We start from the raw sequence: 21,903 nt of genomic DNA, 5'->3' as shown, positions 1-21,903 counted from the left end.
TTCATGCGCCGAAGCCTCTTAGCTCTTGCAATCATTCCCGCGCTCTACACTTCCATGGTCTTTGCCGGCGATACCGAGATCAAAGCAGCCCAAAGCTCGATCGATAGTCAACTCAAGGCGTTCCGCGCCGGGGACAACGCCGCCGCCTACAGTTTCGCCGCACCCAATGTGAAACGCATCTTCCCGACGCTGGAAAACTTCATGAACATGGTGACCGGCGCCTACAAGCCGGTTCATCAGCCGCGCAGCTATGCCTTCGGCAAGGTTCAGGAACTCAGCCCGACCTCGATCATCCAGCAGGTGATTATCGTCGGTGCGGACGGCAAGGATTATGAGGCGGTCTATACGCTGGAACTGCAGCCGGACGGTGTGTTCCGCATCACCGGTGTCAGCCTGCGGGCGGCGAATTCATTCAGCACCTAATATCATTCACAGCGCCGGAATATCGCCCCTTGCCCAGCCTTCCGAAATTTCGGCCGTGCGATCGACAAAGGCTCCGGCCTCGATGGCGGCGCGAACGTCCTGCATCAGGCGCTGATAGTAGGAAAGATTGTTCCAGGTCAAAAGCATGGCGCCCAATGCCTCCTGCGATTTGACGAGGTGATGGAGGTAGGCGCGGGAATAATCGCGCGCTGCCGGGCAATCGCTTTCCTCGTCGAGCGGGCGATGATCGTCGGCATGGCGGGCATTGCGGAGGTTGACCTTGCCGCGCCGCGTATAGGCAAGCCCATGGCGGCCGGCGCGAGTCGGCATGACGCAGTCGAACATGTCGATGCCGCGCGCCACGGATTTGACGATGTCGTCAGGCGTGCCGACGCCCATCAGGTAGCGTGGCTTTTCGGTGGGCAGTTCCGGGCAGGTCACGTCGAGCATGTCGAGCATGACATCCTGCGGCTCGCCGACCGCCAGACCACCGACAGCATAGCCTTTCAGCCCGAGCCCGCTCAGTGCCTGCGCCGAGCGCACGCGCAATGCCGGCTTGTCGCCGCCCTGCACGATGCCGAACATCGCCTTGCCCGGCTGATCGCCAAAGGCCACCTTGCAGCGTTCGGCCCAGCGCAATGAAAGCTCCATCGCTTTCTCGATGTCCTTGTCCTTGGCCGGCAGCGCGACGCACTCGTCCAGCTGCATCTGGATATCGGAATCGAGCAGGCCCTGGATCTCGATCGAGCGCTCGGGCGACATTTCATAGGCCGCGCCGTCGATATGCGAGCGGAAAGTCACGCCCTTTTCGCTCAGCTTGCGCAGTTTCGACAGCGACATGACCTGAAAACCGCCGGAATCGGTCAGGATGGGATAGGGCCAGCGGGCGAATTCATGCAGGCCGCCAAGGCGCGCGACACGCTCCGCACCCGGCCGCAGCATCAGGTGATAGGTGTTGCCGAGGATGATGTCCGCGCCAAGACCGCGCACCTGGTCCATATACATGGTCTTGACCGTGCCGCCGGTGCCGACCGGCATGAAAGCAGGCGTGCGGATGGTGCCGCGTGGCATGGTGATCTCGCCGCGCCGGGCCTTGCCGTCGGTGGCCAGAACGCGGAAACCGAAGGTGTCAGACATCAAATTCCCTGTCGTGGATTGGGGCGCCGGCGGCCTGTTCGTCAAGCGACTGGCGATAGCGGATGCAGCCGCGCATGAATTTCGGCCAGGGCGGCACGGCAATCGCCGGTTCCGTCTTCTCCGGCAACAACGCCCAGAGGCCAGGGTGATGCCAGCAGAGGTCGTGGCCCGTGGAATCACGATGCTGGCGAATGCCTGCCCGCAATTTCCTGACTTCCGCTACCAAAGCGGGCCGGTCCATTACATCGAGATCATCGTCCATCGCTCTCCTCCATCCTGAACAGGAGACTGGAATCCCCGTAGGAGTAGAATCTGTAGCGGTTTTCGATGGCATGCGCATAGGCCGCGCGCATCGTGTCCGTTCCTGCGAAGGCCGAGACCAGCATGAACAGTGTCGAGCGCGGGAGGTGAAAATTGGTCATCAGCACATCGGCGGCACGGAAGCGATAGCCCGGCGTGATGAAGATGTCAGTCGGGCCGGACCATGCCGCCAGGCGCCCGTCTTCGCTGGCGGCACTTTCCAGCAGGCGCAGCGAGGTCGTGCCGACGGCGACTATGCGGCGGCCTTCTTTGCGCGCCTTGTTGATCGCATCCGCCGTTTCTTCCGAGACATGGCCGATCTCGGCATGCATCTTGTGATCGGCGGTGTCATCGACCTTCACCGGCAGGAACGTGCCGGCACCGACATGCAGCGTCACGAAATGCCGCTCGATGCCGCGCTTGTCGAGCGCATCGAAAAGCGCCGGCGTGAAATGCAGCCCGGCGGTCGGCGCGGCAACCGCACCCTCCTCGCGGGCATAGACGGTCTGGTAGTCGGCCAGATCGCGGGCATCGTCGGGGCGCTTAGAGGCGATGTAAGGCGGCAGCGGGATGTGGCCGACGCTATGCAGCGCCTCGTCCAATACGGGGCCGGAGAGGTCAAAACCGAGCAGCACCTCGCCGCCCTCGCCTTTCTCGAGCACGGTTGCGTCGAGCGCGCCGAGAAAGCAGGAACTGCCGTCATGGCCGAAATGGATGCGGTCGCCTGCGGCCACGCGCTTGCCCGGACGGACAAAAGCCAGCCAGCGATCCGGGCCGGTGCGCATGTGCAGCGTGGCATCGACATGCGCTGCAGCCTCACCGCGCCGCCTTATACCTTTCAGCTGCGCCGGAATGACCTTGGTGTCGTTGAAAACCAGCAGATCGCCGGGCTGAAGCAGCTGCGGCAGGTCGCCGACATGCCTGTCCTCCAGAGCTTCCCCTGGCCTGACGACCAGCATCTGCGCGGAATCGCGCGGTTCAGCCGGGCGCAAAGCGATGCGCTCTTCCGGGAGTTCAAAATCGAAAAGATCGACGCGCATCAGTAGATGCGGATCATCAGCGCCCCGGCGAGCAGCAGCAGCGCTCCGGCGATGCGCCCCACCGAGATTTCGCGGACGGCAACACCGAGGAAGCCGACGCGGTCGATGAGCATGCCGGCAAGCAACTGGCCGGTGACGAGAAACGCCATCAATGCCGCTGCACCCAGCTTGGGCGTCAGAATGGTGGCGCTGGTGACATAGGCACCGCCAAGCATGCCCCCGGCGACGAACAGCCAGGGTGCCGGCGCGCGCCAATCAAGCGAAATCCCTTGCGCGCGCGTGATGGCGAAGGAAACGATGCCGAGCACGATCGCGCCGGACAGGAAGGAAAAGGCGGCCGCAGCGACGGGAAGTCCGAGCCCTTTGCTGAGCTCGGAATTGATCGGCGCCTGGATGGCGATGAACGCGCCAGCCAGTATGCCGATCAGTGACCAGAGAACCCCCGCCATAACGGCCTGCCTTGCCTGTTATTCCGCGACGTCGGCCGCGACCTTCAGCGACACGATCTTGTCGGGATCCTGAACCGGCTCGCCGCGCTTGATCTTGTCGACATTGTCCATGCCTTCGATGACCTGGCCCCAAACCGTGTACTGGCGGTTGAGGAAGCCGGCGTCTTCGAAGCAGATGAAGAACTGCGAATTCGCCGAATTCGGGTTCTGGGCACGGGCCATCGAGCAGGTGCCGCGCGCGTGGTTCATGTTGGAGAACTCGGCCTTCAGGTCCGGCTTGTCGGAGCCGCCCATGCCGGCGCGCGCCGGGTTGAAGTTCGGGCCGTCGGACTTGCCGAACTTGACGTCGCCGGTCTGGGCCATGAAGCCTTCGATGACGCGGTGGAAGACGACGCCGTCATAGGCACCTTCACGCGCCAGTTCCTTGATGCGGCCGACATGGCCGGGCGCCAGGTCGGGCAGAAGTTCGATAACAACCTTGCCCTTCGTGGTTTCCATGATGAGCGCGTTTTCGCGATCCTTGATTTCGGCCATAACAAATTTCCTTTTTCGTAATTTCAGTTTACTTGCCGTCGGCGGCGATGCGCACCTTGATCATGCGGTCGGGACTGCTGACAACCCCGTTGGCAGCCGCATCACCCTTTTTTATGCCATCGACGAATTCCATGCCGCTCTCGACATTGCCGACGATGGTGTAGTCGCCGTCGAGGCCGGGATTGGGTGCGTACATGATGAAGAACTGCGAATTCGCCGAGTTCGGGTTCTGGGCCCGGGCCATGCCGACCGTGCCGCGCACGAAATGTTCGCTCGAGGAGAATTCGGCCGGAAGGTCGGGCTTTTTCGAGCCGCCGGTGCCGGCGCGCTGCGGATCGTAGCCGGACTTCATGTTGCCGAACTCAACGTCGCCGGTCTGGGCCATGAAGCCGTCGATGACGCGGTGGAAGGCGACATTGTCATAGGCGCCCTCGCGCACCAGTGCCTTGATCTGCTCGACATGCTTCGGTGCGAGGTCGGGCCGAAGCGCGATCGTCACGTCGCCACCCTTAAGGCTGATGACCATGGTGTTTTCCGGCTCGGCCGCGAAGGCGGAGATGGAAGAGCCGACAAGGCCGGCGATGACGACGAACGACGAAGCAAGCTTTCTCAGCTGCATGGACATCTCCACTCCCTTTACTTTGCGAATTTTGCAGTCAGCGCGGTGGCGACCACTTTAGGCACGAACGGCCGGATATCGCCGCCCATCGACGCTATCTGGCGGACAAGTGTGGCGGTAATCGTGCGAACCGACGGGCTGGCCGGCAGGAATATCGTCTGCAGATCGGGCGCCATGGTCTCGTTCATGCCGGCCATCTGCATCTCGTAGTCGAGATCGGTACCGTCGCGCAGGCCGCGGATCATGATCGAAGCGCCGTTTTTCTTCGCCGCATCGATGACCAGCCCCTCGAAGGCAACGACCTTGATACGCTTGGCATCCTTGCCGAATTCGGTCGCGGTCGAGCGCTCGATAAGGTCGACGCGCTCCTCGAAGGAGAACAGCGGCTTCTTCGCAGGCTGAATGCCGATTGCCGCAAACACCGTGTCGGCGATGGCAAGCGAGGCCTTCAGCACGTCGAGATGGCCGTTGGTCAAAGGGTCGAACGACCCGGCATAGATGGCGATGCGCTCTGTCATGGCGTGGTTTCTAGCGGGCAGCGTGAGCAAAGGCAATCTGCTCGCGGCCGCAGAATGAACGCCTGATGAACGGAGCGATCACGACAAGTTCAAGCAATGCGAAGTAGCGTGATCTGGAAAACATGAAACCAAATCGCCACATCATCGTTATCGAGGTCAGGAGAACAAGACCATGATGATTTACATGCTCGCTGCTGCAATGACTATCGCCATGTTGATCGCAACCGCTTTCGGCATCCATCAGGAGTCGGAGCGCATGCGCCTTCAGGAGCAGAAGGCTCGCTCGAACGGTTTCGGTCCCCGCTGATCTCTTGGAACCACCACCTCACCGTATTCCGGCGAGGTGGTTGAACGCGGGAGCAATACTTCAGGATTTCCTGGTATTACTCTGTCGGGCCCTGGTCTTCGGGCGCAATTTCCGTAACACCTTCGACAACCGTTCCGTCTGAAGCAACGATCTCGTCAGGCTCGTCGTCGCCCTGCGGCTCGGAAATGCGCTCGACAGAGACGACTTTCTCACCATCTGCCGTATTGAAGATCGTGACGCCCTTGGTGGCACGGCTGGCGAAGCGTATGCCGTTGACCGGCACGCGGATGACCTGCCCGCCATCGGAAACCAGCATGATCTGGTCCTCGTTGCCGACCGGGAAGGTCGCGACGAGGCGGCCGATTTCAGCGACCTTCGACACGTCAGTGGCACGAATACCCTTGCCGCCACGCCCCGTCAGACGGAAATCGTACGAAGATGAGCGTTTGCCGTAGCCGTATTCGGTGACTGTCAGCACGAATTGCTCATGCTGCGACAGGAACTGGTAGCGCTCCTCGGAGATATCGGCTTCCTCGCCGACTTCCTCGTTGGTCAGCGCGATCTCCTCCTCTTCGCCGGCAGTTGCATCGGCGGCCAGCCGCCGCTCGGCAACCGAACGCTTGAGATAAGCCGCACGTTCGGGCGCATCCGCATCGACATGTTCGAGGATCGCCATCGAGATGACGCGGTCCTTCTCGCCCATGCTGATGCCGCGAACGCCGACAGAATTGCGGCTCTGGAAGACGCGAACGTCACCCACCGAGAAGCGAATGCACTGGCCGGTATCTGCGGTCAAAAGCACATCGTCATTGTCGGTGCAGGTCTCGACGCCGAGAATCTCGTCGCCCGCCTCCTCCAGCTTCATCGCGATCTTGCCGTTGCGGTTGACCTGGACGAAGTCGCTGAGCTTGTTGCGGCGGACGGTGCCGCGCGTGGTGGCGAACATCACGTCGAGCTCGCCCCAGCTCGTTTCGTCCTCCGGCAGCGGCATGATCGTGGTGATGCGCTCGCCCTGCTCCAGCGGCAGCATATTGATCAGCGCTTTGCCGCGAGACTGCGGATTGCCGATCGGCAGGCGCCAGACCTTTTCCTTGTAGACGATGCCGCGCGAGGAGAAGAACAGCACCGGCGTATGCGTGTTGGCTACGAACAGCCGCGTGACGAAATCCTCGTCCTTGGTCGACATGCCGGAGCGGCCCTTGCCGCCGCGGCGCTGTGCCCGGTAGAGCGAAAGCGGCACGCGCTTGATGTAGCCGGAATGGCTGACGGTGACGACCATGTCCTCGCGCTGGATCAGATCCTCGTCGTCCATGTCCGAGCCGCCATCGCTAAGCTCGGTGCGGCGCGGAGTACCGAACTCGTCGCGAACCGCGGCCAGCTCGTCCTTGACGATCTGCTGGATGCGCGCGCGCGACGACAGGATGTCGAGGTAATCCTTGATCTCGTCGCCGATGGTATTGAGTTCGTCCGAGATCTCGTCGCGGCCAAGGGCCGTCAGGCGCTGCAGACGCAGTTCCAGAATGGCGCGCGCCTGTTCCTCGGAAAGATTATAGGTGCCGTCATCATTGATGCGATGGCGTGGATCGTCGATCAGCAGGATCAGCGACTCGACATCGCGGGCCGGCCAGCGGCGCTCCATCAACTGGTCGCGCGCCGTCTGCGGGTCTGGCGCCTGCCGGATCACCCGGATGACCTCGTCGATATTGGCGACGGCAATCGCCAGGCCGACCAAGACATGGGCGCGATCGCGCGCCTTGCGCAGCAGGAATTTCGTCCTGCGGCTGATGACGTCCTCGCGGAAGGACACAAAGGCCTTCAGCATGTCGATCAGGGTCAGGATTTCCGGCTTGCCACCGTTCAAGGCAACCACGTTGGCGCCAAAGGACGTCTGAAGCGGCGTGAAGCGATAAAGCTGGTTGAGGATGACGTCGGCGACGGCATCGCGCTTCAACTCGATGACTACGCGGTAACCCTGCCGGTCGGATTCGTCGCGAATGTCGGAAATGCCCTCGATGCGCTTGTCGCGCACGAGCTCGGCCATCTTCTCGATCATCGTCGACTTGTTCACCTGATAGGGAACTTCGGTGATGATGATGGCTTCGCGGTCGTTGCGGATATCTTCGATGGCGACCTTGCCGCGCATGACGATGGAGCCGCGCCCTGTCGAATAGGCATTATAGATGCCGGAGCGGCCGAGAACGATGCCGCCGGTCGGGAAATCCGGGCCGGGAATGATTTCCATCAGCGCCGGCAGATCGATCGCCGGGTTGTCGATGATGGCGATGGCGCCGTTGCAGACTTCGGTCAGATTGTGCGGCGGAATGTTGGTCGCCATGCCGACGGCGATACCGCCGGAGCCATTGACCAGAAGGTTGGGGAAGCGCGCAGGCAGAACGCGGGGCTCGCGACCGGACGCATCGTAAGTTTCCTGGAAATCGACGGTATCCTTGTCAATATCCTCCAGAAGCTCGTGCGCGACCTTGGTCAGGCGCGATTCCGTATAGCGCATCGCCGCAGGCGGATCGCCGTCGATGGAGCCGAAATTGCCCTGCCCGTCGATCAGCGGAACGCGCAGCGACCAATCCTGCGCCATGCGAACCAAGGCGTCATAGATCGAGGCGTCGCCGTGGGGATGGTATTTACCCATGACGTCGGCGACCGGGCGCGCCGACTTCACATATTTGCGGTTCCAGTGGTAGCCGCTTTCATGGGCGGCAAAAAGGATACGCCGGTGAACCGGCTTCAGCCCGTCGCGAACGTCCGGAAGCGCACGACTGACGATGACGCTCATCGCATAGTCGAGATAGGAACGCTGCATCTCCTCGATGATCGAGATAGGCTCGATATCGGAGGGGCCGCCGGGTCCACCCGGTAATTTCTGGTCGGTCAAATCGGATCACTTAAACTAGGAGAATCACTGCCCTCTTATATAGGAACGATACCGATTTCACCAATACCGAGCGCTTTTTTCCAGAACTGTTTTTCGCCACAAATTCAAATGGATACCGGAGATTCGGGCAATCCTGCGACACCATGTCGAAAATATGCCTCCCAAGAAATCAGGAGGCCTTTGCCCTGATCTTGCCGTGAGGGGACTGGCGCGCGGAAAGCCGGCAATGTAGCCTGCCTGCAGGAGGACACGGAATGCCGAATTTCGACAGTGTTTTCAACGCCTTCGTGACGCTCCTGGTGACCATCGATCCGCCCGGGCTGGCGCCGATCTTCCTGGCGGTCACGCGCGGGATGACACGCGCGCAGCGCAGTCAGGTTTCGATCCGCGCCAGCGTCATCGGCTTCGGCGTCATGGCGCTGTTTGCCGTCGCCGGCGCGTCGATCCTGTCGGTGTTCGGCATTACCCTGCCCGCCTTCCGCGTCGCAGGCGGTTTCCTGTTGTTTTTCATTGCCTTCGAGATGGTTTTCGAGAAACGGCAGGACCGCAAGGAGAAGATTTCGGACGTAGCGATCACCAAGGATCACATCCACAACATTGCGGCATTTCCGCTGGCGATCCCGCTGATCGCGGGGCCAGGCGCCATCTCGGCGACGGTGCTGCTGTCAGGCTCATTTCCGGGGTGGGCCGCGCAGGCAGCACTGGTCGGCATCATCTTCCTGTGCCTTGCCCTCACCTACCTCGTTTTCATCCTGGCGGAGCGCATCGACGGCCTGCTTGGCCAGACCGGCCGTTCGATCCTGACGCGACTTCTCGGCGTCATCCTGGCGGCACTGGCCGTCCAGTTCGTTGCCGATGGCATCAAGGCAATGGTGGCGGCAGGCTGATCGATTTCAAAGGCAGCCGTAAAGACTATCGGCAAAGTCTTTCTAGACAGAAAACGGGTTCGCGGGAGCGTTGAACGCCCCCGCGAAAAAGTCACTCAGAACGGGATTTCGTCGTCGAGATCGCGTGACGAACCACCGCCACCGCCGCCTCGGTTTCCACCACCGCCGCCACCGCCACGGTTGAAATCATCGTTCGGGCCGGACTGGCCGAAATCCGATCCACGGCCACCGCCGCCGCCATAGCTCACCTGCCCGCCGTCGCCGCCCTGCCCGCGCGCGTCGAGCATCTGCAATTCGCCGCGGAACTTCTGCAGCACGATTTCGGTCGTGTAGCGCTCATTGCCGGTCTGGTCCGTCCATTTGCGGGTCTGCAACTGACCCTCGACATAGACCTTCATGCCCTTCTTCAGATACTGCTCGGCGACCTTGGCGAGGTTGTCATTGAAGATGACGATATTGTGCCACTCGGTCTTTTCCTTGCGCTCGCCGGAATTCTTGTCGCGCCAGCTTTCGGAGGTGGCGACACGAATGTTGACGACCGGCTCACCCGAGTTCAACCGCCTGATTTCCGGATCCGCGCCGAGATTACCAACCAGAATGACTTTATTGACGCTACCCGCCATGACACCGCTCCGCGCTTATCCTAACAAAATCGGCAAATTTGCCGGTACACCTTAGCCCATAGACACCATCCCGGCCACAACGGGGATGAAATTCAGGCTCTGTCCACAAGTTGTTTGTTCTCATTTTGTTCTATACAGCAATTCACCGTATTTCAAGCGCCGCCATCCGATTTCACGTCTTTTTCAACCGAAAGCCGCAATTATCGAAACTTAGCTGCTGGGTTGAGCGGATGCGGCACCAAATGCCTCCAAAGTCAGGTCCATGGCGTAGGTACGGCTGAAAGGCATCGAAAAATGCCCGTACCTGATTGAAAGCTGGCGCGCCGCCTCTTTGATATCTACACCGCTGACCGCGGCCAGATAGAGCGCCGAAACCAATCCGCTGCGATCAGCGCCCGACTGACAATGAACGAGCAGCGGTTTCCTCGCCTGGCGCATTATCGCAACAAGCCTGGCGATCTCCTTGCTGTCCATCTCGGTGATCGAACTGACGCGAAAATCGATCTGCTTGATCCCGAGCTTCGCATTTTCCGCCTTCTCCGCTTCGTACCATGCGAACCCATCATGCGGCCCCCTAAGGTTGATGACGGACTTTACGCCGTATTTATCGGCGTATTCTTGCAGCTGGCGCGGCGTCGGCTGCGCTGCGCGATAGAGTTCGCCGGGCACGACCGTATGGAAATTTCCGGAAAGCTGCAGATCGCAAAGGAATGCACCAAGCGCCAACAGAGGCAGTGCGAGAGCCGCCGCAATCCAGGCACCCGCCCGCACAGGCACTGACCGCTTCCCAAACACCGTCATACTCAAGGCCTCGCGAAACCGGGCGATGCCTCGTCTTGATGAAAAAGGACGTCGGCATTGGCGAGCGCCATTTCCTCAGCGATTGCGGCAAATCGCGGTTAGCCGTGAGGCGGCACGGCGGCGGAGATTTGTTATTGTGGCGTCAAACTGCGTTTTCGACGGGATGTCTGTCGGGATCATGAAAACAGCCTCGCCGCTCATTCAAGAGCGGTCGAGGCTTTGATGACATTTTTGCCAACTGCCGGGAGTGTTTTACCGGCTTTGCTTTCGGATGCTACGCGGCTTCAGCCAACGATCCGACTAGTGGTCTCTGATTTTCTTTTTTGGGGACGGCAGGTCACAGTCTGCCGGGCAAGCCCGGGCACTTATGCCTGGCGCGGCTCCGCGCATTTGCAGAGCCATTTGGGACTGTCAGGTGGGGTCATACCTCGCTCCTCTGTCAGTTTCTCCAAAGTCTTCCAAAGCGCTTATTCGCTGGTTTGCGGCGTCTCGCAAACCGCCTACCGGCTGCGAAGAACATCGAAGGATGCTCGGCTCCAGATGACATAGGAAGTCTGCTCCTTCGATTTTTCGGCGTCAACCGCGCGAAGCCTTGCCGGCAAAAATGTGATCGGCCTGTAACAAAGCCATATGGCTTATGCACAATATGTCAGGAGCGTGTTCGGCCTTTGTTCTTTTCGCTTGCTCCCCGCGGGCAAAGGCGGCTAAACCCTGCTGACGGAGAGGGTTGGGCGTCCCTCGACAGAGCGGCAAAAATACCTACATGACGGGATGGCCGGACAGACGGGCCAATCCAACAGTTTTCTTGAATTGAGGCGGCGGACCGGCATGGCCGATCATAAATATCTTTCCATTCGCGGTGCGCGCGAACACAATCTGAAAAACATCGATCTCGACCTTCCCCGGGATTCGTTGATCGTCATGACCGGCCTCTCAGGCTCGGGCAAGTCGTCGCTGGCGTTCGACACGATCTATGCCGAGGGCCAGCGCCGCTATGTCGAGAGCCTTTCGGCCTATGCGCGTCAGTTCCTCGAGATGATGCAGAAGCCGGATGTCGACCAGATCGACGGTCTGTCTCCAGCTATCTCGATCGAGCAGAAGACGACCTCGCGCAATCCGCGCTCGACGGTCGGAACCGTCACCGAAATCTACGACTATATGCGTCTGCTGTTCGCGCGCGTCGGCGTTCCCTATTCGCCGGCGACGGGTCTGCCAATCGAGAGCCAGACGGTTTCGCAAATGGTCGACCGCGTGCTGGCGCTGGAAGAAGGCACGCGCCTGTTCATCATGGCGCCGATGGTGCGCGGCCGTAAGGGCGAGTACCGCAAGGAACTGGCCGAGCTGCTGAAGAAGGGTTTTCAGCGCGTCAAGGTCGATGGCGTCTTCTACGAGATCGCCGATGTTCCGGCACTGGACAAGAAGTACAAGCACGACATCGATGTCGTGGTCGACCGCGTCGTCGTGCGCGGCGATCTGGCAACGCGCCTGGCAGATTCCATCGAGACGGCGCTGAAGCTCGCCGATGGGCTGGCCGTCGCCGAATTCGCCGACAAACCGCTGGACGCCAGCCAGACCGGCGAGGATTCCGTCAACAAGTCGAAGAACGAGACGCATGAGCGCATCCTGTTCTCCGAAAAATTCGCCTGCCCGGTTTCCGGCTTCACCATTCCGGAGATCGAGCCGCGGCTTTTCTCCTTCAACAATCCGTTCGGCGCCTGCCAGGCCTGCGACGGCCTGGGCAACCAGCGCGCCATCGACGCCAGTCTGATCGTGCCCGACGACAATGTCTCGCTGCGCGACGGCGCCGTCAGCCCATGGGCTAAATCGACCTCGCCCTATTATTCGCAGACGCTGGAAGCGCTCGGCAAAGTCTATGGCTTCAAGCTCGGCGACAAGTTCAAGGACCTGACGGCTGAAGCGCAGGAAGCGATCCTGCGCGGCACCGGCGAGCGCGAAATCGCCTTCACATATGACGATGGGCTTCGCTCCTACAAGACGACGAAAACCTTTGAAGGCGTCATCCCGAACCTTGAGCGCCGCTGGAAGGAAACGGAATCGGCCTGGATGCGCGAGGAGATCGAGCGCTTCATGTCGGCCACGCCCTGCCCGACCTGCAACGGCTTTCGCCTGAAGCCTGAAGCGTTGGCGGTGAAGATCGCCGGCAAGCACATCGGCGAGGTCACGGCGCTGTCGATCCGCAAGGCCAATGGCTGGTTCGAGGACCTTCCGGCCTCGCTCAACGACAAGCAGAACGAAATCGCGGTGCGCATCCTCAAGGAAATCCGCGAGCGCCTGCGCTTCCTCAACGATGTCGGCCTCGATTATCTGACCATGGCACGAAATTCGGGCACGCTGTCGGGCGGCGAAAGCCAGCGCATTCGCCTGGCCTCGCAGATCGGCTCGGGCCTCACCGGCGTGCTCTATGTGCTCGACGAGCCGTCTATCGGCCTGCACCAGCGTGACAATGCCCGCCTGCTCGACACGCTCAAGCACCTGCGCGACCTCGGCAACACGGTCATCGTCGTCGAGCATGACGAGGACGCCATCCTGACCGCCGATTATGTCGTCGATATCGGCCCTGCCGCCGGCATCCATGGCGGCAATGTCATTGCCGAAGGCACGCCGGCCGAAGTCATGGCCAACCCCAATTCGATCACCGGCAAATATCTCACCGGCGAGCTCGAAATCTCCATGCCGCGGCATCGTCGCGAGATGAAGAAGGGCCGGCGCATAAAAATCGTCGGCGCGCGCGGCAACAATCTGAAGAACGTCACCGCCGAAATCCCGCTCGGCACCTTCACCGCCGTCACCGGCGTTTCGGGCGGCGGCAAGTCGACCTTCCTGATCGAGACTCTGTTCAAGGCCGCCTCGCGCCGCATCATGGGTTCGCGCGAGCATCCGGCCGATCATGACCGCATCGAGGGGCTGGAATTCCTCGACAAGGTCATCGACATCGACCAGTCGCCGATCGGGCGCACGCCGCGGTCGAACCCGGCGACCTATACCGGCGCCTTCACGCCGATCCGCGACTGGTTTGCCGGCCTGCCGGAAGCCAAGGCGCGCGGCTATGCGCCCGGCCGTTTCTCCTTCAACGTCAAGGGCGGCCGCTGCGAAGCCTGCCAGGGCGACGGCGTCATTAAGATCGAGATGCACTTCCTGCCCGACGTCTACGTCACCTGCGACGTCTGCCACGGCAAGCGCTACAATCGCGAGACGCTGGACGTCACCTTCAAGGGCAAGTCGATCGCCGACGTGCTGGAAATGACGGTCGAGGAAGGGGTCGAGTTCTTTGCCGCCGTGCCGGGCGTGCGCGACAAGCTGGAAACGCTGGCCAAGGTCGGCCTCGGCTACATCCATGTCGGCCAGCAGGCCAACACGCTGTCCGGCGGCGAGGCGCAGCGCATCAAGCTCGCCAAGGAACTGTCGCGCAAGGCCACCGGCAAGACGCTCTACATCCTCGACGAGCCGACAACCGGCTTGCATTTCCATGACGTGGCAAAGCTTCTTGAAGTGCTGCATGAGCTCGTCGACCAGGGCAACACGGTCGTCGTCATCGAGCACAATCTCGAAGTCATAAAAACCTCCGACTGGGTGCTCGACCTCGGCCCCGAAGGCGGCGACGGCGGCGGCGAACTGGTTGCCTCAGGCCGTCCTGAAGATATCGCCGAAGAACCGCGCAGCTACACCGGACATTTTCTCAAGGAGCTTTTGGGGCGGCGTCCGGGCCGGAAGGCTGAGGCGGCGGAATAGAACACGCGTATCAAGCGAGTAGTCGGAAAGGGCCTCTATGCAGATCAGAAGAGCACTTTCCGGCGACTTATCGGCCGTCGTAGCGCTCACCGAGCAGGCCTACGCGCCTTACACGGCGTTGCTTGGCGCACCGCCGATCCCGGTTACCGAGGACTACGCGCCCCGGGTCGAGAACGGCGAGGTCTGGCTGCTGGAAAGCGATGGAGAACTGGCAGGGCTTGCCGTCTTCGAAATGCATGAAGACCATTTGCTGATCTTCAGCATCGCAGTCTCCCCTGCTTTCCAGGGCAAGGGCCTCGGCCTCACTTTGCTGCGTTGGCTGGAAGACAGAACGCGCGCGGCGGACGTGCCGGAAATACGGCTCTATACCAATGCCAGGATGGAACGAAACATCGCGCTTTACCTGGCTTATGGTTTTCACGAGACGGGCCGCCGGCCAAATCCCGTTCGGCCCGGCTGGATAGTCGTCGATATGGCGAAGGACGTCGCCCCGGCGGAAGATGCCGGACAGGCTATGGCTGTTTGAGGACGATGAAATGATCCTGATCGGGCAGTATGACTCGTCCTTTGTACGCCGCGTCGGCATTGCGCTCAGGCTTTACGACTTGCCGTTCGAGCATCGGCCCTGGTCGGTGTTCGGCGATGCCGACAAGATCGCCGAATACAATCCGCTGACCCGCGTGCCAACGCTTGTGCTCGATGATGGCGACGTGCTCGTCGACAGTGTCAGCATACTCGATTATCTCGACGGCCTGATGCCGGACGAGCGCGCACTGCATCCGCGCACGGAACCCGCGCGCCGGCGTTCTCTCAGGATATCGACGCTGGCGGCTGGCCTCGCCGACAAGGCCGTCAGCCTGTTCTACGAGCGCCGCCTGCATGAAACCGTCTCCCCCCTGTGGGAAGCGCGCTGCCTGAAGCAGATCCAGGGGACGCTCGCGGCTTTGGAGAAAGACCGCGCCGGGCGCGCCGGCGAATACTGGTTCGGCGACCGCATCGGCCATGCCGACATCGCGGTTGCGGCGTCCATAAGGCACATGCGGGACTCGCACCCTGAGCTCGCCGGCCTCGAGGCATTTCCCGCACTCTCAAGCCATTGCGATCGGCTGGAAGCGCTGCCGGTTTTTCAGGAAATCTCGCAGCTCTTCGTTGCGCCGACATAAGATGCACCGCCAAGGCGACTGACGTCGCTTGACCGAATGAAGAAACGGAGGAGAAGCAATGAGCAGTTCCGGAAAAATCCGCGCCGGCATGGGCGGCTGGACGTTCGAGCCGTGGGACACATCCTTCTATCCGGAAAAACTGTCCAAGGCCAAGCAGCTGCAATTCGCCACCCGGCAGGTGCCGACCATCGAGGTCAACGGCACCTATTATTCCAGCTTCAAGGAGCCGACCTTCGTCAAATGGGCCAATGAGGCGCCGGACGGCTTTGTCTACGCGTTGAAGGGCAATCGCTTCGTCACCAACCGCAAGGTGCTCGGTGAGGCCGGCGAATCCATGATGCGGTTTCTCGAGTCCGGCGTTGCAGCACTCGGCGAGAAACTCGGGCCGATCCTGTGGCAGTTCGCACCGTTCAAGAAGTTCGACGAGGATGATTTCGGCGCGTTCCTGAAACTGCTGCCGGAAAAGCAGGACGGCGTGAAATTGCGCCACTGCGTCGAGGTGCGCAATCCGAGTTTCGTCGTGCCGGAATTCGTCGCGCTGGCGCGCAAGCACGACGTCGCGATCGTCTTTGCCGATCATGAAACCTACCCGGCCATTGCCGACGTCACCGGCGATTTCGTCTATGCACGGCTGCAAACCGGTTCCGACGATATTCCGACCTGCTACGCGCCGAAGGCGCTGGACGAATGGCTTGCGCGCGCAAAAGTATGGGCGCAGGGCGGCGTGCCTGCCGATCTGCCGCGCGCCGACCCGGCCAGCGAAGCGCCGGTCAAGCCGCGCGACGTGTTCGTTTATTTCATCACTTCAGGCAAGGTCCATGCGCCGCATGGCGCGATGGCTTTCATGGAGCGTGTGAAGGGCTAAGGCTGGCCGAGCCTGACGTCAGGCCGTCCCACGCAGCCATTGCTCCCTCGCCGATCGAAAGCAGCCTTTCGCGCGAAGCTCCGTCGCGCGCCTGGATCGACATGCCCTGCTGGACGGCGAGATAGAAGACGGCGACCGCCTCGCAATCAACCGTTGCCGGCAGTTCGCCCTGTTCGATTGCAAGCTTCAGGCGATTCTTGAAGTCTTCCACGTTGGCCTGCCGCCTGTGGCTCAGATCGCGGAAGACCTCCAGATTGCCGTCGCTGGGATTGAGCGCGCCAAGCACGATCAGGCATCCCTTCGGATCACCGGGCTCGCTGAACGCGATCGCCGAGGCGCGCAGGAAATTCGCCATCGCTTCCCGCGCCGTGCTCGGGCTTTCGAACGCTTTCCAGATATCGATGCCTTCGGTTGCGCTGTAGAGATCGGCCGCCTCGCGAAACAGCGCCTCCTTGCATCCGAAGGCCGCATAAAGGCTGGGCGAGTTGATGCCCATGGCTGCCGTCAGGTCCGACAGCGACGCACCATCATAGCCCTTCTGCCAGAACACGCGCATCGCTTGGCGCAAGGCTGCATCGCGATCGAAGCTGCGTGGCCGGCCCTTCTGAGACATCGAATACCTTTCTGTTATGATCGATACATAAATGACTTGACCGCCACCGGCAAGCCTGACAACTATTCTGTATTGATTGATACAGAAAGGCAGTGAACAAAATGTCTACCTACGAAAGTACGGTCGAACTCCAGGGTAAGGTCGCACTGGTGACCGGCGGCAGCCGCGGCATTGGCGCCGCGATCGCAAGGCAGTTGGCCCGCGCCGGTGCCGATGTCGCGCTGACCTATGTGCGCTCGGCCGAAAAAGCCGAAGCCGTCGTGAAGGAGATCGAAGCTCTCGGCCGGCGTGGCCTGGCGATACAGGCGGACAACACCGACGCGCAGGCGGTCGAGGCATCCGTGGCGACCATCATCAAACAGCTTGGACGCCTCGACATCCTCGTCAACAGCGCCGGCATCTGGCACGCCGGCCCACTGGACACGGTAACGCTGGAACAGCTGGATGAAACGATGGCGGTCAATTTCCGCGCTCCGTTCATCGCATCGAAGGCAGCCGCAGCTGTCATGCCCGAAGGCGGACGCATAATATCGATCGGCAGCAATCTTGCAGAACGCGTGCCGGATGCAGGCATCGGCCTCTACTCGGCAAGCAAGGCGGCACTCGTCGGCCTGACCAAGGGCCTGGCGCGCGATCTCGGCCCGCGCGGCATCACCGTCAATGTCGTGCATCCCGGCTCCACTAGCACCGACATGAACCCAGCCGACAGCGACCATGCCGACGCCCAGCGCGGCCGGATGGCGATACCGAAATACGGCTCCCCGGACGACATCGCCGGATTGGTCGCGTGGCTGGCTGGCCCGCAAGGCCGCTTCATGACAGGAGCCGCATTGACCATCGATGGCGGCGCCAACGCCTGATTCCGAAAACGTCGCTTTTCGCGCGACAAGGCCAACGGCGCAGAGACCGCGGCGAACTTCAGGCATCAAAAGTGTACGGCTCGGGGTTTTAATTCATCTCACAACGTCTAGACTTGCCGCGAACCGGTGAGTGGCGGGGATACCACCCAACCAGGATGAATGATGGCAATACGCCTGACACTGGTGCTTGTGCTTCTGGCGGGCTTTGCGTTTGCCTTCTCCAAACTGGCCAAGCACAATAATGGAGAAGATCCGGGCTCTCCTTGCGAGGAATGGTCGAATCCCGATTGCCGCCCGCCAGGAGTTGCCCCTCCTTCTTGATAGGCAGCGGAACGAAAGAACGCCCACGGCGTTGAGGCGCGCATGCGGATTTTCCGGTGTTAGCTCAGGGTTTACCCCGCAGCTAGGGAGCCTGGTGGTACAGGCAATGCGCCGGGCTCCCGCAAATTCCGAAGCACAGAAAGCAGTGCCACCGGCAGATCCTCGGCGATCAGTCCCGGTCCAAATCGCTGCGCAGCATCAGCGTGTATCCAGACAGCGGCGCATGCGGCTTCGAATGCAGGCATGCCCTGTGCCAGCAGGCCGGCGCAGATTCCCGCCAGCACATCGCCTGAACCTGCCGTCGCAAGCAAAGGTGTGCCGTTGGAGTTGATCGCGGCTCGCCCATCAGGCGCTGCGATCACTGTGTCCGGTCCCTTGTAGATGACCCCGGCGTTGGAAAGTGCCGCCGCTGCACGGGCCTTCTCCAGCTTCGACAGTTTTTCGTCGCCGGCAATGCCGGGAAACAGCCGGCGAAACTCGCCTTCATGCGGCGTTAGGATCGCATGCGGCGCGCCGGCGCGATGCAAGGCGGCAAACAATGCCTCCGGCTGCGAAGCAAGCGAGGTCAGCCCGTCGGCGTCCAGAACGAGACCTTTTGGCGAATTCTCCGCCGCCGCCAGCAGGTCGAGAAGAAAATTTCCGACGCCCGGCTCCGGTCCCAATCCAGGCCCGTAAACGAGTGCTTCCGGGTGGCGCGCATCGAGGAAGCCGAACACTTCCTCCAGCGTGTCGGCCTTGCGCAGCATGATCGACGTCAGATGGCTGGCGTTGACGGAGAGCGATAGCGACGGGGACAGCACGGTGACCGCCCCTGCCCCGGCTCGCGCCGCAGCCATGGCCGCCAGCCGGGCAGCACCCGTCGCCGAAGGTCCGCCGGAAAAGACGCCGACATGGCCGCGACTGTATTTGTAGGCGTCCGTCGCAGGCATCGGAAATTGATCCAGCCAAAGTGCCGGCGTGCTTTCGAAGCAGCGCGCGCAAACTTCGCCAATCACCTCGTCGCTGATGCCGATATCGGCAACGACAACCTCGCCGCAGAGGTTGCGCCCCGGCTGAAGCAGATGGCCGGGCTTCTTGCGCGCGAAGGTGACCGTAACCGTCGCCTGAAATGCCTCGCCGAGCGCTATGCCGCTGTCACCGGAAACGCCTGACGGCAGATCGACCGAAACGACCGGGACATTCATGTCCGCGGTGACCTGCGCTGCTCGTGCCGCCTCCCCGGAAAGCGGTTTCGACAGCCCCGCCCCGTAAAGCGCGTCGATCACAAGCGCGGGCCGCTCAACTTCAAAGCCGGCTAATGATTTTGGAACTACCGGACAATCTGCGGCCGCCAGCGCAGCGTCACTCCCTGGTTTCGGCGTTCCTTCGGTCCACAACGCCACCGCGCATCCAGCCTCGGCCAGCAATCGGGCGATGACATAGCCATCACCGCCATTGTTGCCCGGCCCGCAAAGGACGTGAACAGGTGACGCAGACGGAAATCGTGCCAGAACGAGCGCGGCGACGGCAGCACCGGCATTGCGCATCAGCGCATATCCATCGAGAGGTCCGCCTTCGATCGCGAGGCGATCGGCCTTGGCCATTTCATCGGGTGTCAGGATTTCATGCGACATGCGAGCAGCCCGTCCGGCCCTTGGGGAGATTATGATTAGCACACCGCGCCGGCGCGTCGAAATGCAAGACGACAAGATAGATGCTCAGTGCAGCGTGTGAAAACCGGCGCAAACAAAAAGCAAATGCCTAAAGTTTAGGCGAATTGCACAGATTTTACCCCGTTGCAAAAGCACTCCGATAAGCGATATTCAGGGTATCGCTTAAGCGCCCTGCGCTTTGCCTGAAAAACGCAAATTTTTTCGATCTTTGCGGATTCGAAGAAGGTTTGTTGCGCCTGCGGGCATCTGGCACGCTTCCTGCTTTGTGATGCGCAAGCGGGGCGACACCCGTACAGTCCCTAGCGGAGGCCGCATTTTTTATGAAAAAGATCGAAGCGATCATCAAGCCTTTCAAGCTCGACGAAGTGAAGGAAGCGCTTCAGGAAGCAGGCCTGCAAGGCATTACCGTCACCGAAGCAAAGGGTTTTGGGCGCCAGAAGGGCCATACCGAGCTTTATCGCGGCGCCGAATACGTCGTGGACTTCCTTCCCAAGGTGAAGATCGAGGTTGTGTTGGGCGACGAATCCGTCGAAGCGGCGATCGAGGCCATTCGCAAGGCGGCCCAGACGGGCCGTATCGGCGACGGCAAGATCTTCGTCTCCAACATCGAGGAAGTGGTGCGCATCCGCACCGGCGAAACCGGCATCGACGCCATCTGATCGGCTAAGCCGACGGAATTTCGTTTCAACGCCATCATTAAAATCACAGGAAACGCGACATGACGACAGCCAAGGACATTCTCAAGCAGATCAAGGACAACGACGTAAAGTTCGTCGATCTGCGCTTCACCGACCCGAAGGGCAAGCTCCAGCACGTGACGATGGATATCTCCGAGGTCGAGGAAGACATGTTCGCCGATGGCGTCATGTTCGACGGCTCGTCCATCGCCGGCTGGAAGGCCATCAACGAATCCGACATGGTCCTGATGCCCGATCCGGAAACCGTCCACATGGACCCGTTCTTCGCGCAGTCGACCATGGTCATCCTGTGCGACATTCTCGATCCGGTCTCGGGCGAGTCCTACAATCGCGATCCGCGCGGCACCGCCAAGAAGGCCGAAGCCTACATGAAGGCCGAGGGCATCGGCGACACCATCTTCGTCGGCCCGGAAGCCGAATTCTTCGTCTTCGACGACGTGAAGTACAAGGCCGACCCTTACAACACCGGCTTCAAGCTCGACTCGACCGAACTGCCGTCCAACGACGACACCGACTACGAGACCGGCAACCTCGGCCACCGTCCGCGCGTCAAGGGCGGCTACTTCCCGGTTCCGCCGATCGATTCGTGCCAGGACATGCGCTCGGAAATGCTGACCGTGCTCACCGAAATGGGCGTGCGCGTTGAAAAGCACCACCACGAAGTGGCTGCTGCCCAGCACGAGCTTGGCGTGAAGTTCGACGCGCTGGTGCGCAACGCCGACAAGATGCTGCTTTACAAGTATGTCGTGCATCAGGTCGCCAACGCCTATGGCAAGACGGCAACCTTCATGCCGAAGCCGATCTTCGGCGACAACGGCTCGGGCATGCACGTCCATATGTCGATCTGGAAGGACGGCAAGCCGACCTTCGCCGGCAACGAATATGCCGGCCTGTCGGAAAACTGCCTCTACTACATCGGCGGCATCATCAAGCACGCCAAGGCCATCAACGCCTTCACCAACCCGCTGACCAACTCCTACAAGCGTCTGGTTCCCGGCTATGAAGCGCCGGTTCTGCTCGCCTATTCGGCGCGCAACCGCTCGGCCTCCTGCCGCATCCCCTTCGGCTCGTCGCCGAAGTCGAAGCGCGTCGAAATCCGCTTCCCCGATCCGGGCGCGAACCCCTACCTCGCTTTCGCAGCCCTGCTGATGGCCGGCCTCGACGGCATCAAGAACAAGATCCACCCCGGCCAGCCGATGGACAAGGATCTCTACGACCTGCCGGCAAAGGAACTGAAGAAGATCCCGACCGTCTGCGGCTCGTTGCGCGAAGCCCTGCAGAGCCTCGACAAGGACCGCGGCTTCCTCAAGGCCGGCGGCGTCTTCGACGACGACCAGATCGACGCCTATATCGAACTGAAGATGGCCGAAGTGATGCGCTTCGAAATGACCCCGCACCCGGTCGAATACGACATGTACTATTCGGTGTAAGGCGAACTCAGTTCGCTGAAAAC

22 protein-coding genes are annotated in these 21,903 nt (G+C 61.1%); 10 read left to right on the top strand and 12 right to left on the bottom strand.

Annotated elements, in window-relative coordinates:
* The first annotated feature begins 3 nt into the window (after nucleotides 1-3).
* Nucleotides 4-423 (top strand): DUF4864 domain-containing protein, encoded by a 420-nt coding sequence (locus DZG07_RS13810; protein WP_119817848.1) that lies wholly within the window; start codon nucleotides 4-6, stop codon nucleotides 421-423.
* Nucleotides 424-429: 6 nt separating this feature from the next.
* Here the strand turns inward: DZG07_RS13810 and tgt are convergent, their stop codons facing one another.
* The 7 genes from tgt to coaD are packed head-to-tail and all read right to left on the bottom strand — an operon-like array spanning nucleotide 430 to nucleotide 5,020.
* Nucleotides 430-1,560 carry a tRNA guanosine(34) transglycosylase Tgt gene (gene tgt, locus DZG07_RS13805; RefSeq protein WP_119817845.1) on the bottom strand — a complete coding sequence of 377 codons (1,131 nt, stop codon included), beginning with the start codon at nucleotides 1,558-1,560 and terminating at the stop codon, nucleotides 430-432.
* Nucleotides 1,553-1,822, bottom strand: coding sequence for a hypothetical protein (locus DZG07_RS13800; RefSeq protein ID WP_091913617.1), 270 nt, complete (start codon nucleotides 1,820-1,822; stop codon nucleotides 1,553-1,555). The genes tgt and DZG07_RS13800 overlap by 8 nt, the downstream gene beginning before the upstream one ends.
* Nucleotides 1,812-2,900, bottom strand: coding sequence for a tRNA preQ1(34) S-adenosylmethionine ribosyltransferase-isomerase QueA (queA, locus tag DZG07_RS13795; protein WP_119817842.1), 1,089 nt, complete (start codon nucleotides 2,898-2,900; stop codon nucleotides 1,812-1,814). The genes DZG07_RS13800 and queA overlap by 11 nt, the downstream gene beginning before the upstream one ends.
* Nucleotides 2,900-3,349, bottom strand: a complete 450-nt coding sequence (locus DZG07_RS13790; RefSeq protein WP_091913615.1) for a DMT family transporter — start codon at nucleotides 3,347-3,349, stop codon at nucleotides 2,900-2,902. The genes queA and DZG07_RS13790 overlap by 1 nt, the downstream gene beginning before the upstream one ends.
* Before the next feature lie 18 nt (nucleotides 3,350-3,367).
* Nucleotides 3,368-3,883, bottom strand: a complete 516-nt coding sequence (locus DZG07_RS13785; RefSeq protein WP_119817839.1) for a peptidylprolyl isomerase — start codon at nucleotides 3,881-3,883, stop codon at nucleotides 3,368-3,370.
* Nucleotides 3,884-3,911: 28 nt separating this feature from the next.
* Nucleotides 3,912-4,508 (bottom strand): peptidylprolyl isomerase, encoded by a 597-nt coding sequence (locus DZG07_RS13780; RefSeq protein ID WP_175544311.1) that lies wholly within the window; start codon nucleotides 4,506-4,508, stop codon nucleotides 3,912-3,914.
* Between the two features lie 11 nt (nucleotides 4,509-4,519).
* Complete coding sequence (gene coaD, locus DZG07_RS13775) at nucleotides 4,520-5,020, bottom strand: pantetheine-phosphate adenylyltransferase (protein ID WP_091913612.1); 501 nt, start codon at nucleotides 5,018-5,020, stop codon at nucleotides 4,520-4,522.
* Nucleotides 5,021-5,192: 172 nt separating this feature from the next.
* Here coaD and DZG07_RS24345 point away from each other — a divergent pair, with 172 nt between their 5' ends.
* On the top strand, nucleotides 5,193-5,327 hold the full coding sequence (locus DZG07_RS24345) for a hypothetical protein (RefSeq protein ID WP_091913611.1): 135 nt from the start codon (nucleotides 5,193-5,195) through the stop codon (nucleotides 5,325-5,327).
* A gap of 76 nt (nucleotides 5,328-5,403) precedes the next feature.
* Here the strand turns inward: DZG07_RS24345 and gyrA are convergent, their stop codons facing one another.
* Nucleotides 5,404-8,217, bottom strand: a complete 2,814-nt coding sequence (gyrA, locus tag DZG07_RS13770; protein ID WP_119817836.1) for a DNA gyrase subunit A — start codon at nucleotides 8,215-8,217, stop codon at nucleotides 5,404-5,406.
* Between the two features lie 254 nt (nucleotides 8,218-8,471).
* Between gyrA and DZG07_RS13765 the strand changes: the two genes are divergently transcribed.
* Nucleotides 8,472-9,104 carry a MarC family protein gene (locus tag DZG07_RS13765; RefSeq protein ID WP_119817833.1) on the top strand — a complete coding sequence of 211 codons (633 nt, stop codon included), beginning with the start codon at nucleotides 8,472-8,474 and terminating at the stop codon, nucleotides 9,102-9,104.
* Between the two features lie 95 nt (nucleotides 9,105-9,199).
* Here DZG07_RS13765 and ssb read toward each other — a convergent pair whose 3' ends face one another.
* Nucleotides 9,200-9,727 (bottom strand): single-stranded DNA-binding protein, encoded by a 528-nt coding sequence (ssb, locus tag DZG07_RS13760; RefSeq protein ID WP_091913608.1) that lies wholly within the window; start codon nucleotides 9,725-9,727, stop codon nucleotides 9,200-9,202.
* 210 nt (nucleotides 9,728-9,937) lie between these two features.
* Nucleotides 9,938-10,528 (bottom strand): dual specificity protein phosphatase family protein, encoded by a 591-nt coding sequence (locus DZG07_RS13755; RefSeq protein ID WP_119817830.1) that lies wholly within the window; start codon nucleotides 10,526-10,528, stop codon nucleotides 9,938-9,940.
* A gap of 828 nt (nucleotides 10,529-11,356) precedes the next feature.
* On the opposite strand from DZG07_RS13755, the gene uvrA reads away from it, so the two are divergent.
* Genes uvrA through DZG07_RS13735 form a run of 4 tightly spaced genes read left to right on the top strand, consistent with a single transcriptional unit; the run spans nucleotide 11,357 to nucleotide 16,306 of the window.
* On the top strand, nucleotides 11,357-14,278 hold the full coding sequence (uvrA, locus tag DZG07_RS13750) for an excinuclease ABC subunit UvrA (protein ID WP_119817827.1): 2,922 nt from the start codon (nucleotides 11,357-11,359) through the stop codon (nucleotides 14,276-14,278).
* A gap of 37 nt (nucleotides 14,279-14,315) precedes the next feature.
* Complete coding sequence (locus DZG07_RS13745) at nucleotides 14,316-14,804, top strand: GNAT family N-acetyltransferase (protein WP_119817824.1); 489 nt, start codon at nucleotides 14,316-14,318, stop codon at nucleotides 14,802-14,804.
* Between the two features lie 10 nt (nucleotides 14,805-14,814).
* Nucleotides 14,815-15,441, top strand: coding sequence for a glutathione S-transferase family protein (locus DZG07_RS13740; RefSeq protein ID WP_119821717.1), 627 nt, complete (start codon nucleotides 14,815-14,817; stop codon nucleotides 15,439-15,441).
* Between the two features lie 58 nt (nucleotides 15,442-15,499).
* Nucleotides 15,500-16,306, top strand: a complete 807-nt coding sequence (locus DZG07_RS13735) for a DUF72 domain-containing protein (RefSeq protein WP_091913604.1) — start codon at nucleotides 15,500-15,502, stop codon at nucleotides 16,304-16,306.
* Here the strand turns inward: DZG07_RS13735 and DZG07_RS13730 are convergent.
* A complete protein-coding gene (locus DZG07_RS13730; RefSeq protein WP_119817821.1) occupies nucleotides 16,284-16,919 on the bottom strand; it encodes a TetR/AcrR family transcriptional regulator in 636 nt (211 codons plus the stop codon). The genes DZG07_RS13735 and DZG07_RS13730 overlap by 23 nt on opposite strands.
* A 101-nt stretch (nucleotides 16,920-17,020) precedes the next feature.
* Here DZG07_RS13730 and DZG07_RS13725 point away from each other — a divergent pair, with 101 nt between their 5' ends.
* Nucleotides 17,021-17,779, top strand: coding sequence for a 3-oxoacyl-ACP reductase family protein (locus DZG07_RS13725; protein WP_119817818.1), 759 nt, complete (start codon nucleotides 17,021-17,023; stop codon nucleotides 17,777-17,779).
* A 392-nt stretch (nucleotides 17,780-18,171) separates the two neighbouring features.
* Here DZG07_RS13725 and DZG07_RS13720 read toward each other — a convergent pair whose 3' ends face one another.
* Nucleotides 18,172-19,713, bottom strand: a complete 1,542-nt coding sequence (locus DZG07_RS13720) for an NAD(P)H-hydrate dehydratase (protein WP_119817815.1) — start codon at nucleotides 19,711-19,713, stop codon at nucleotides 18,172-18,174.
* 359 nt (nucleotides 19,714-20,072) lie between these two features.
* On the opposite strand from DZG07_RS13720, the gene DZG07_RS13715 reads away from it, so the two are divergent.
* Both DZG07_RS13715 and glnA read left to right on the top strand, forming a co-directional pair.
* Nucleotides 20,073-20,411: a P-II family nitrogen regulator gene (locus DZG07_RS13715; RefSeq protein ID WP_091913600.1), complete on the top strand. Its 339-nt coding sequence runs from the start codon at nucleotides 20,073-20,075 to the stop codon at nucleotides 20,409-20,411.
* Nucleotides 20,412-20,470: 59 nt separating this feature from the next.
* Nucleotides 20,471-21,880, top strand: a complete 1,410-nt coding sequence (gene glnA / locus DZG07_RS13710; RefSeq protein WP_091913599.1) for a type I glutamate--ammonia ligase — start codon at nucleotides 20,471-20,473, stop codon at nucleotides 21,878-21,880.
* The last annotated feature ends 23 nt before the right edge of the window (nucleotides 21,881-21,903 follow it).

The organism is Mesorhizobium sp. DCY119, from assembly GCF_003590645.1.
Classification (GTDB): Bacteria; Pseudomonadota; Alphaproteobacteria; order Rhizobiales; family Rhizobiaceae; genus Mesorhizobium_M.
The sequence above is the reverse complement of the archived record's forward strand: the minus strand, read 5'-3'. Positions and strand labels throughout refer to the sequence as shown.

Coding starts and splice junctions, on each gene's coding strand:
- DZG07_RS13810 (WP_119817848.1), top strand. CDS start 4: ATGCGCCGAAGCCTCTTAGCTCTTGCAATCATTCCCGCGCTCTACACT.
- tgt (WP_119817845.1), bottom strand. CDS start 1,560: ATGTCTGACACCTTCGGTTTCCGCGTTCTGGCCACCGACGGCAAGGCC.
- DZG07_RS13800 (WP_091913617.1), bottom strand. CDS start 1,822: ATGGACGATGATCTCGATGTAATGGACCGGCCCGCTTTGGTAGCGGAA.
- queA (WP_119817842.1), bottom strand. CDS start 2,900: ATGCGCGTCGATCTTTTCGATTTTGAACTCCCGGAAGAGCGCATCGCT.
- DZG07_RS13790 (WP_091913615.1), bottom strand. CDS start 3,349: ATGGCGGGGGTTCTCTGGTCACTGATCGGCATACTGGCTGGCGCGTTC.
- DZG07_RS13785 (WP_119817839.1), bottom strand. CDS start 3,883: ATGGCCGAAATCAAGGATCGCGAAAACGCGCTCATCATGGAAACCACG.
- DZG07_RS13780 (WP_175544311.1), bottom strand. CDS start 4,508: ATGTCCATGCAGCTGAGAAAGCTTGCTTCGTCGTTCGTCGTCATCGCC.
- coaD (WP_091913612.1), bottom strand. CDS start 5,020: ATGACAGAGCGCATCGCCATCTATGCCGGGTCGTTCGACCCTTTGACC.
- DZG07_RS24345 (WP_091913611.1), top strand. CDS start 5,193: ATGATGATTTACATGCTCGCTGCTGCAATGACTATCGCCATGTTGATC.
- DZG07_RS13765 (WP_119817833.1), top strand. CDS start 8,472: ATGCCGAATTTCGACAGTGTTTTCAACGCCTTCGTGACGCTCCTGGTG.
- ssb (WP_091913608.1), bottom strand. CDS start 9,727: ATGGCGGGTAGCGTCAATAAAGTCATTCTGGTTGGTAATCTCGGCGCG.
- DZG07_RS13755 (WP_119817830.1), bottom strand. CDS start 10,528: ATGACGGTGTTTGGGAAGCGGTCAGTGCCTGTGCGGGCGGGTGCCTGG.
- uvrA (WP_119817827.1), top strand. CDS start 11,357: ATGGCCGATCATAAATATCTTTCCATTCGCGGTGCGCGCGAACACAAT.
- DZG07_RS13745 (WP_119817824.1), top strand. CDS start 14,316: ATGCAGATCAGAAGAGCACTTTCCGGCGACTTATCGGCCGTCGTAGCG.
- DZG07_RS13740 (WP_119821717.1), top strand. CDS start 14,815: ATGATCCTGATCGGGCAGTATGACTCGTCCTTTGTACGCCGCGTCGGC.
- DZG07_RS13735 (WP_091913604.1), top strand. CDS start 15,500: ATGAGCAGTTCCGGAAAAATCCGCGCCGGCATGGGCGGCTGGACGTTC.
- DZG07_RS13730 (WP_119817821.1), bottom strand. CDS start 16,919: ATGTCTCAGAAGGGCCGGCCACGCAGCTTCGATCGCGATGCAGCCTTG.
- DZG07_RS13725 (WP_119817818.1), top strand. CDS start 17,021: ATGTCTACCTACGAAAGTACGGTCGAACTCCAGGGTAAGGTCGCACTG.
- DZG07_RS13720 (WP_119817815.1), bottom strand. CDS start 19,713: ATGTCGCATGAAATCCTGACACCCGATGAAATGGCCAAGGCCGATCGC.
- DZG07_RS13715 (WP_091913600.1), top strand. CDS start 20,073: ATGAAAAAGATCGAAGCGATCATCAAGCCTTTCAAGCTCGACGAAGTG.
- glnA (WP_091913599.1), top strand. CDS start 20,471: ATGACGACAGCCAAGGACATTCTCAAGCAGATCAAGGACAACGACGTA.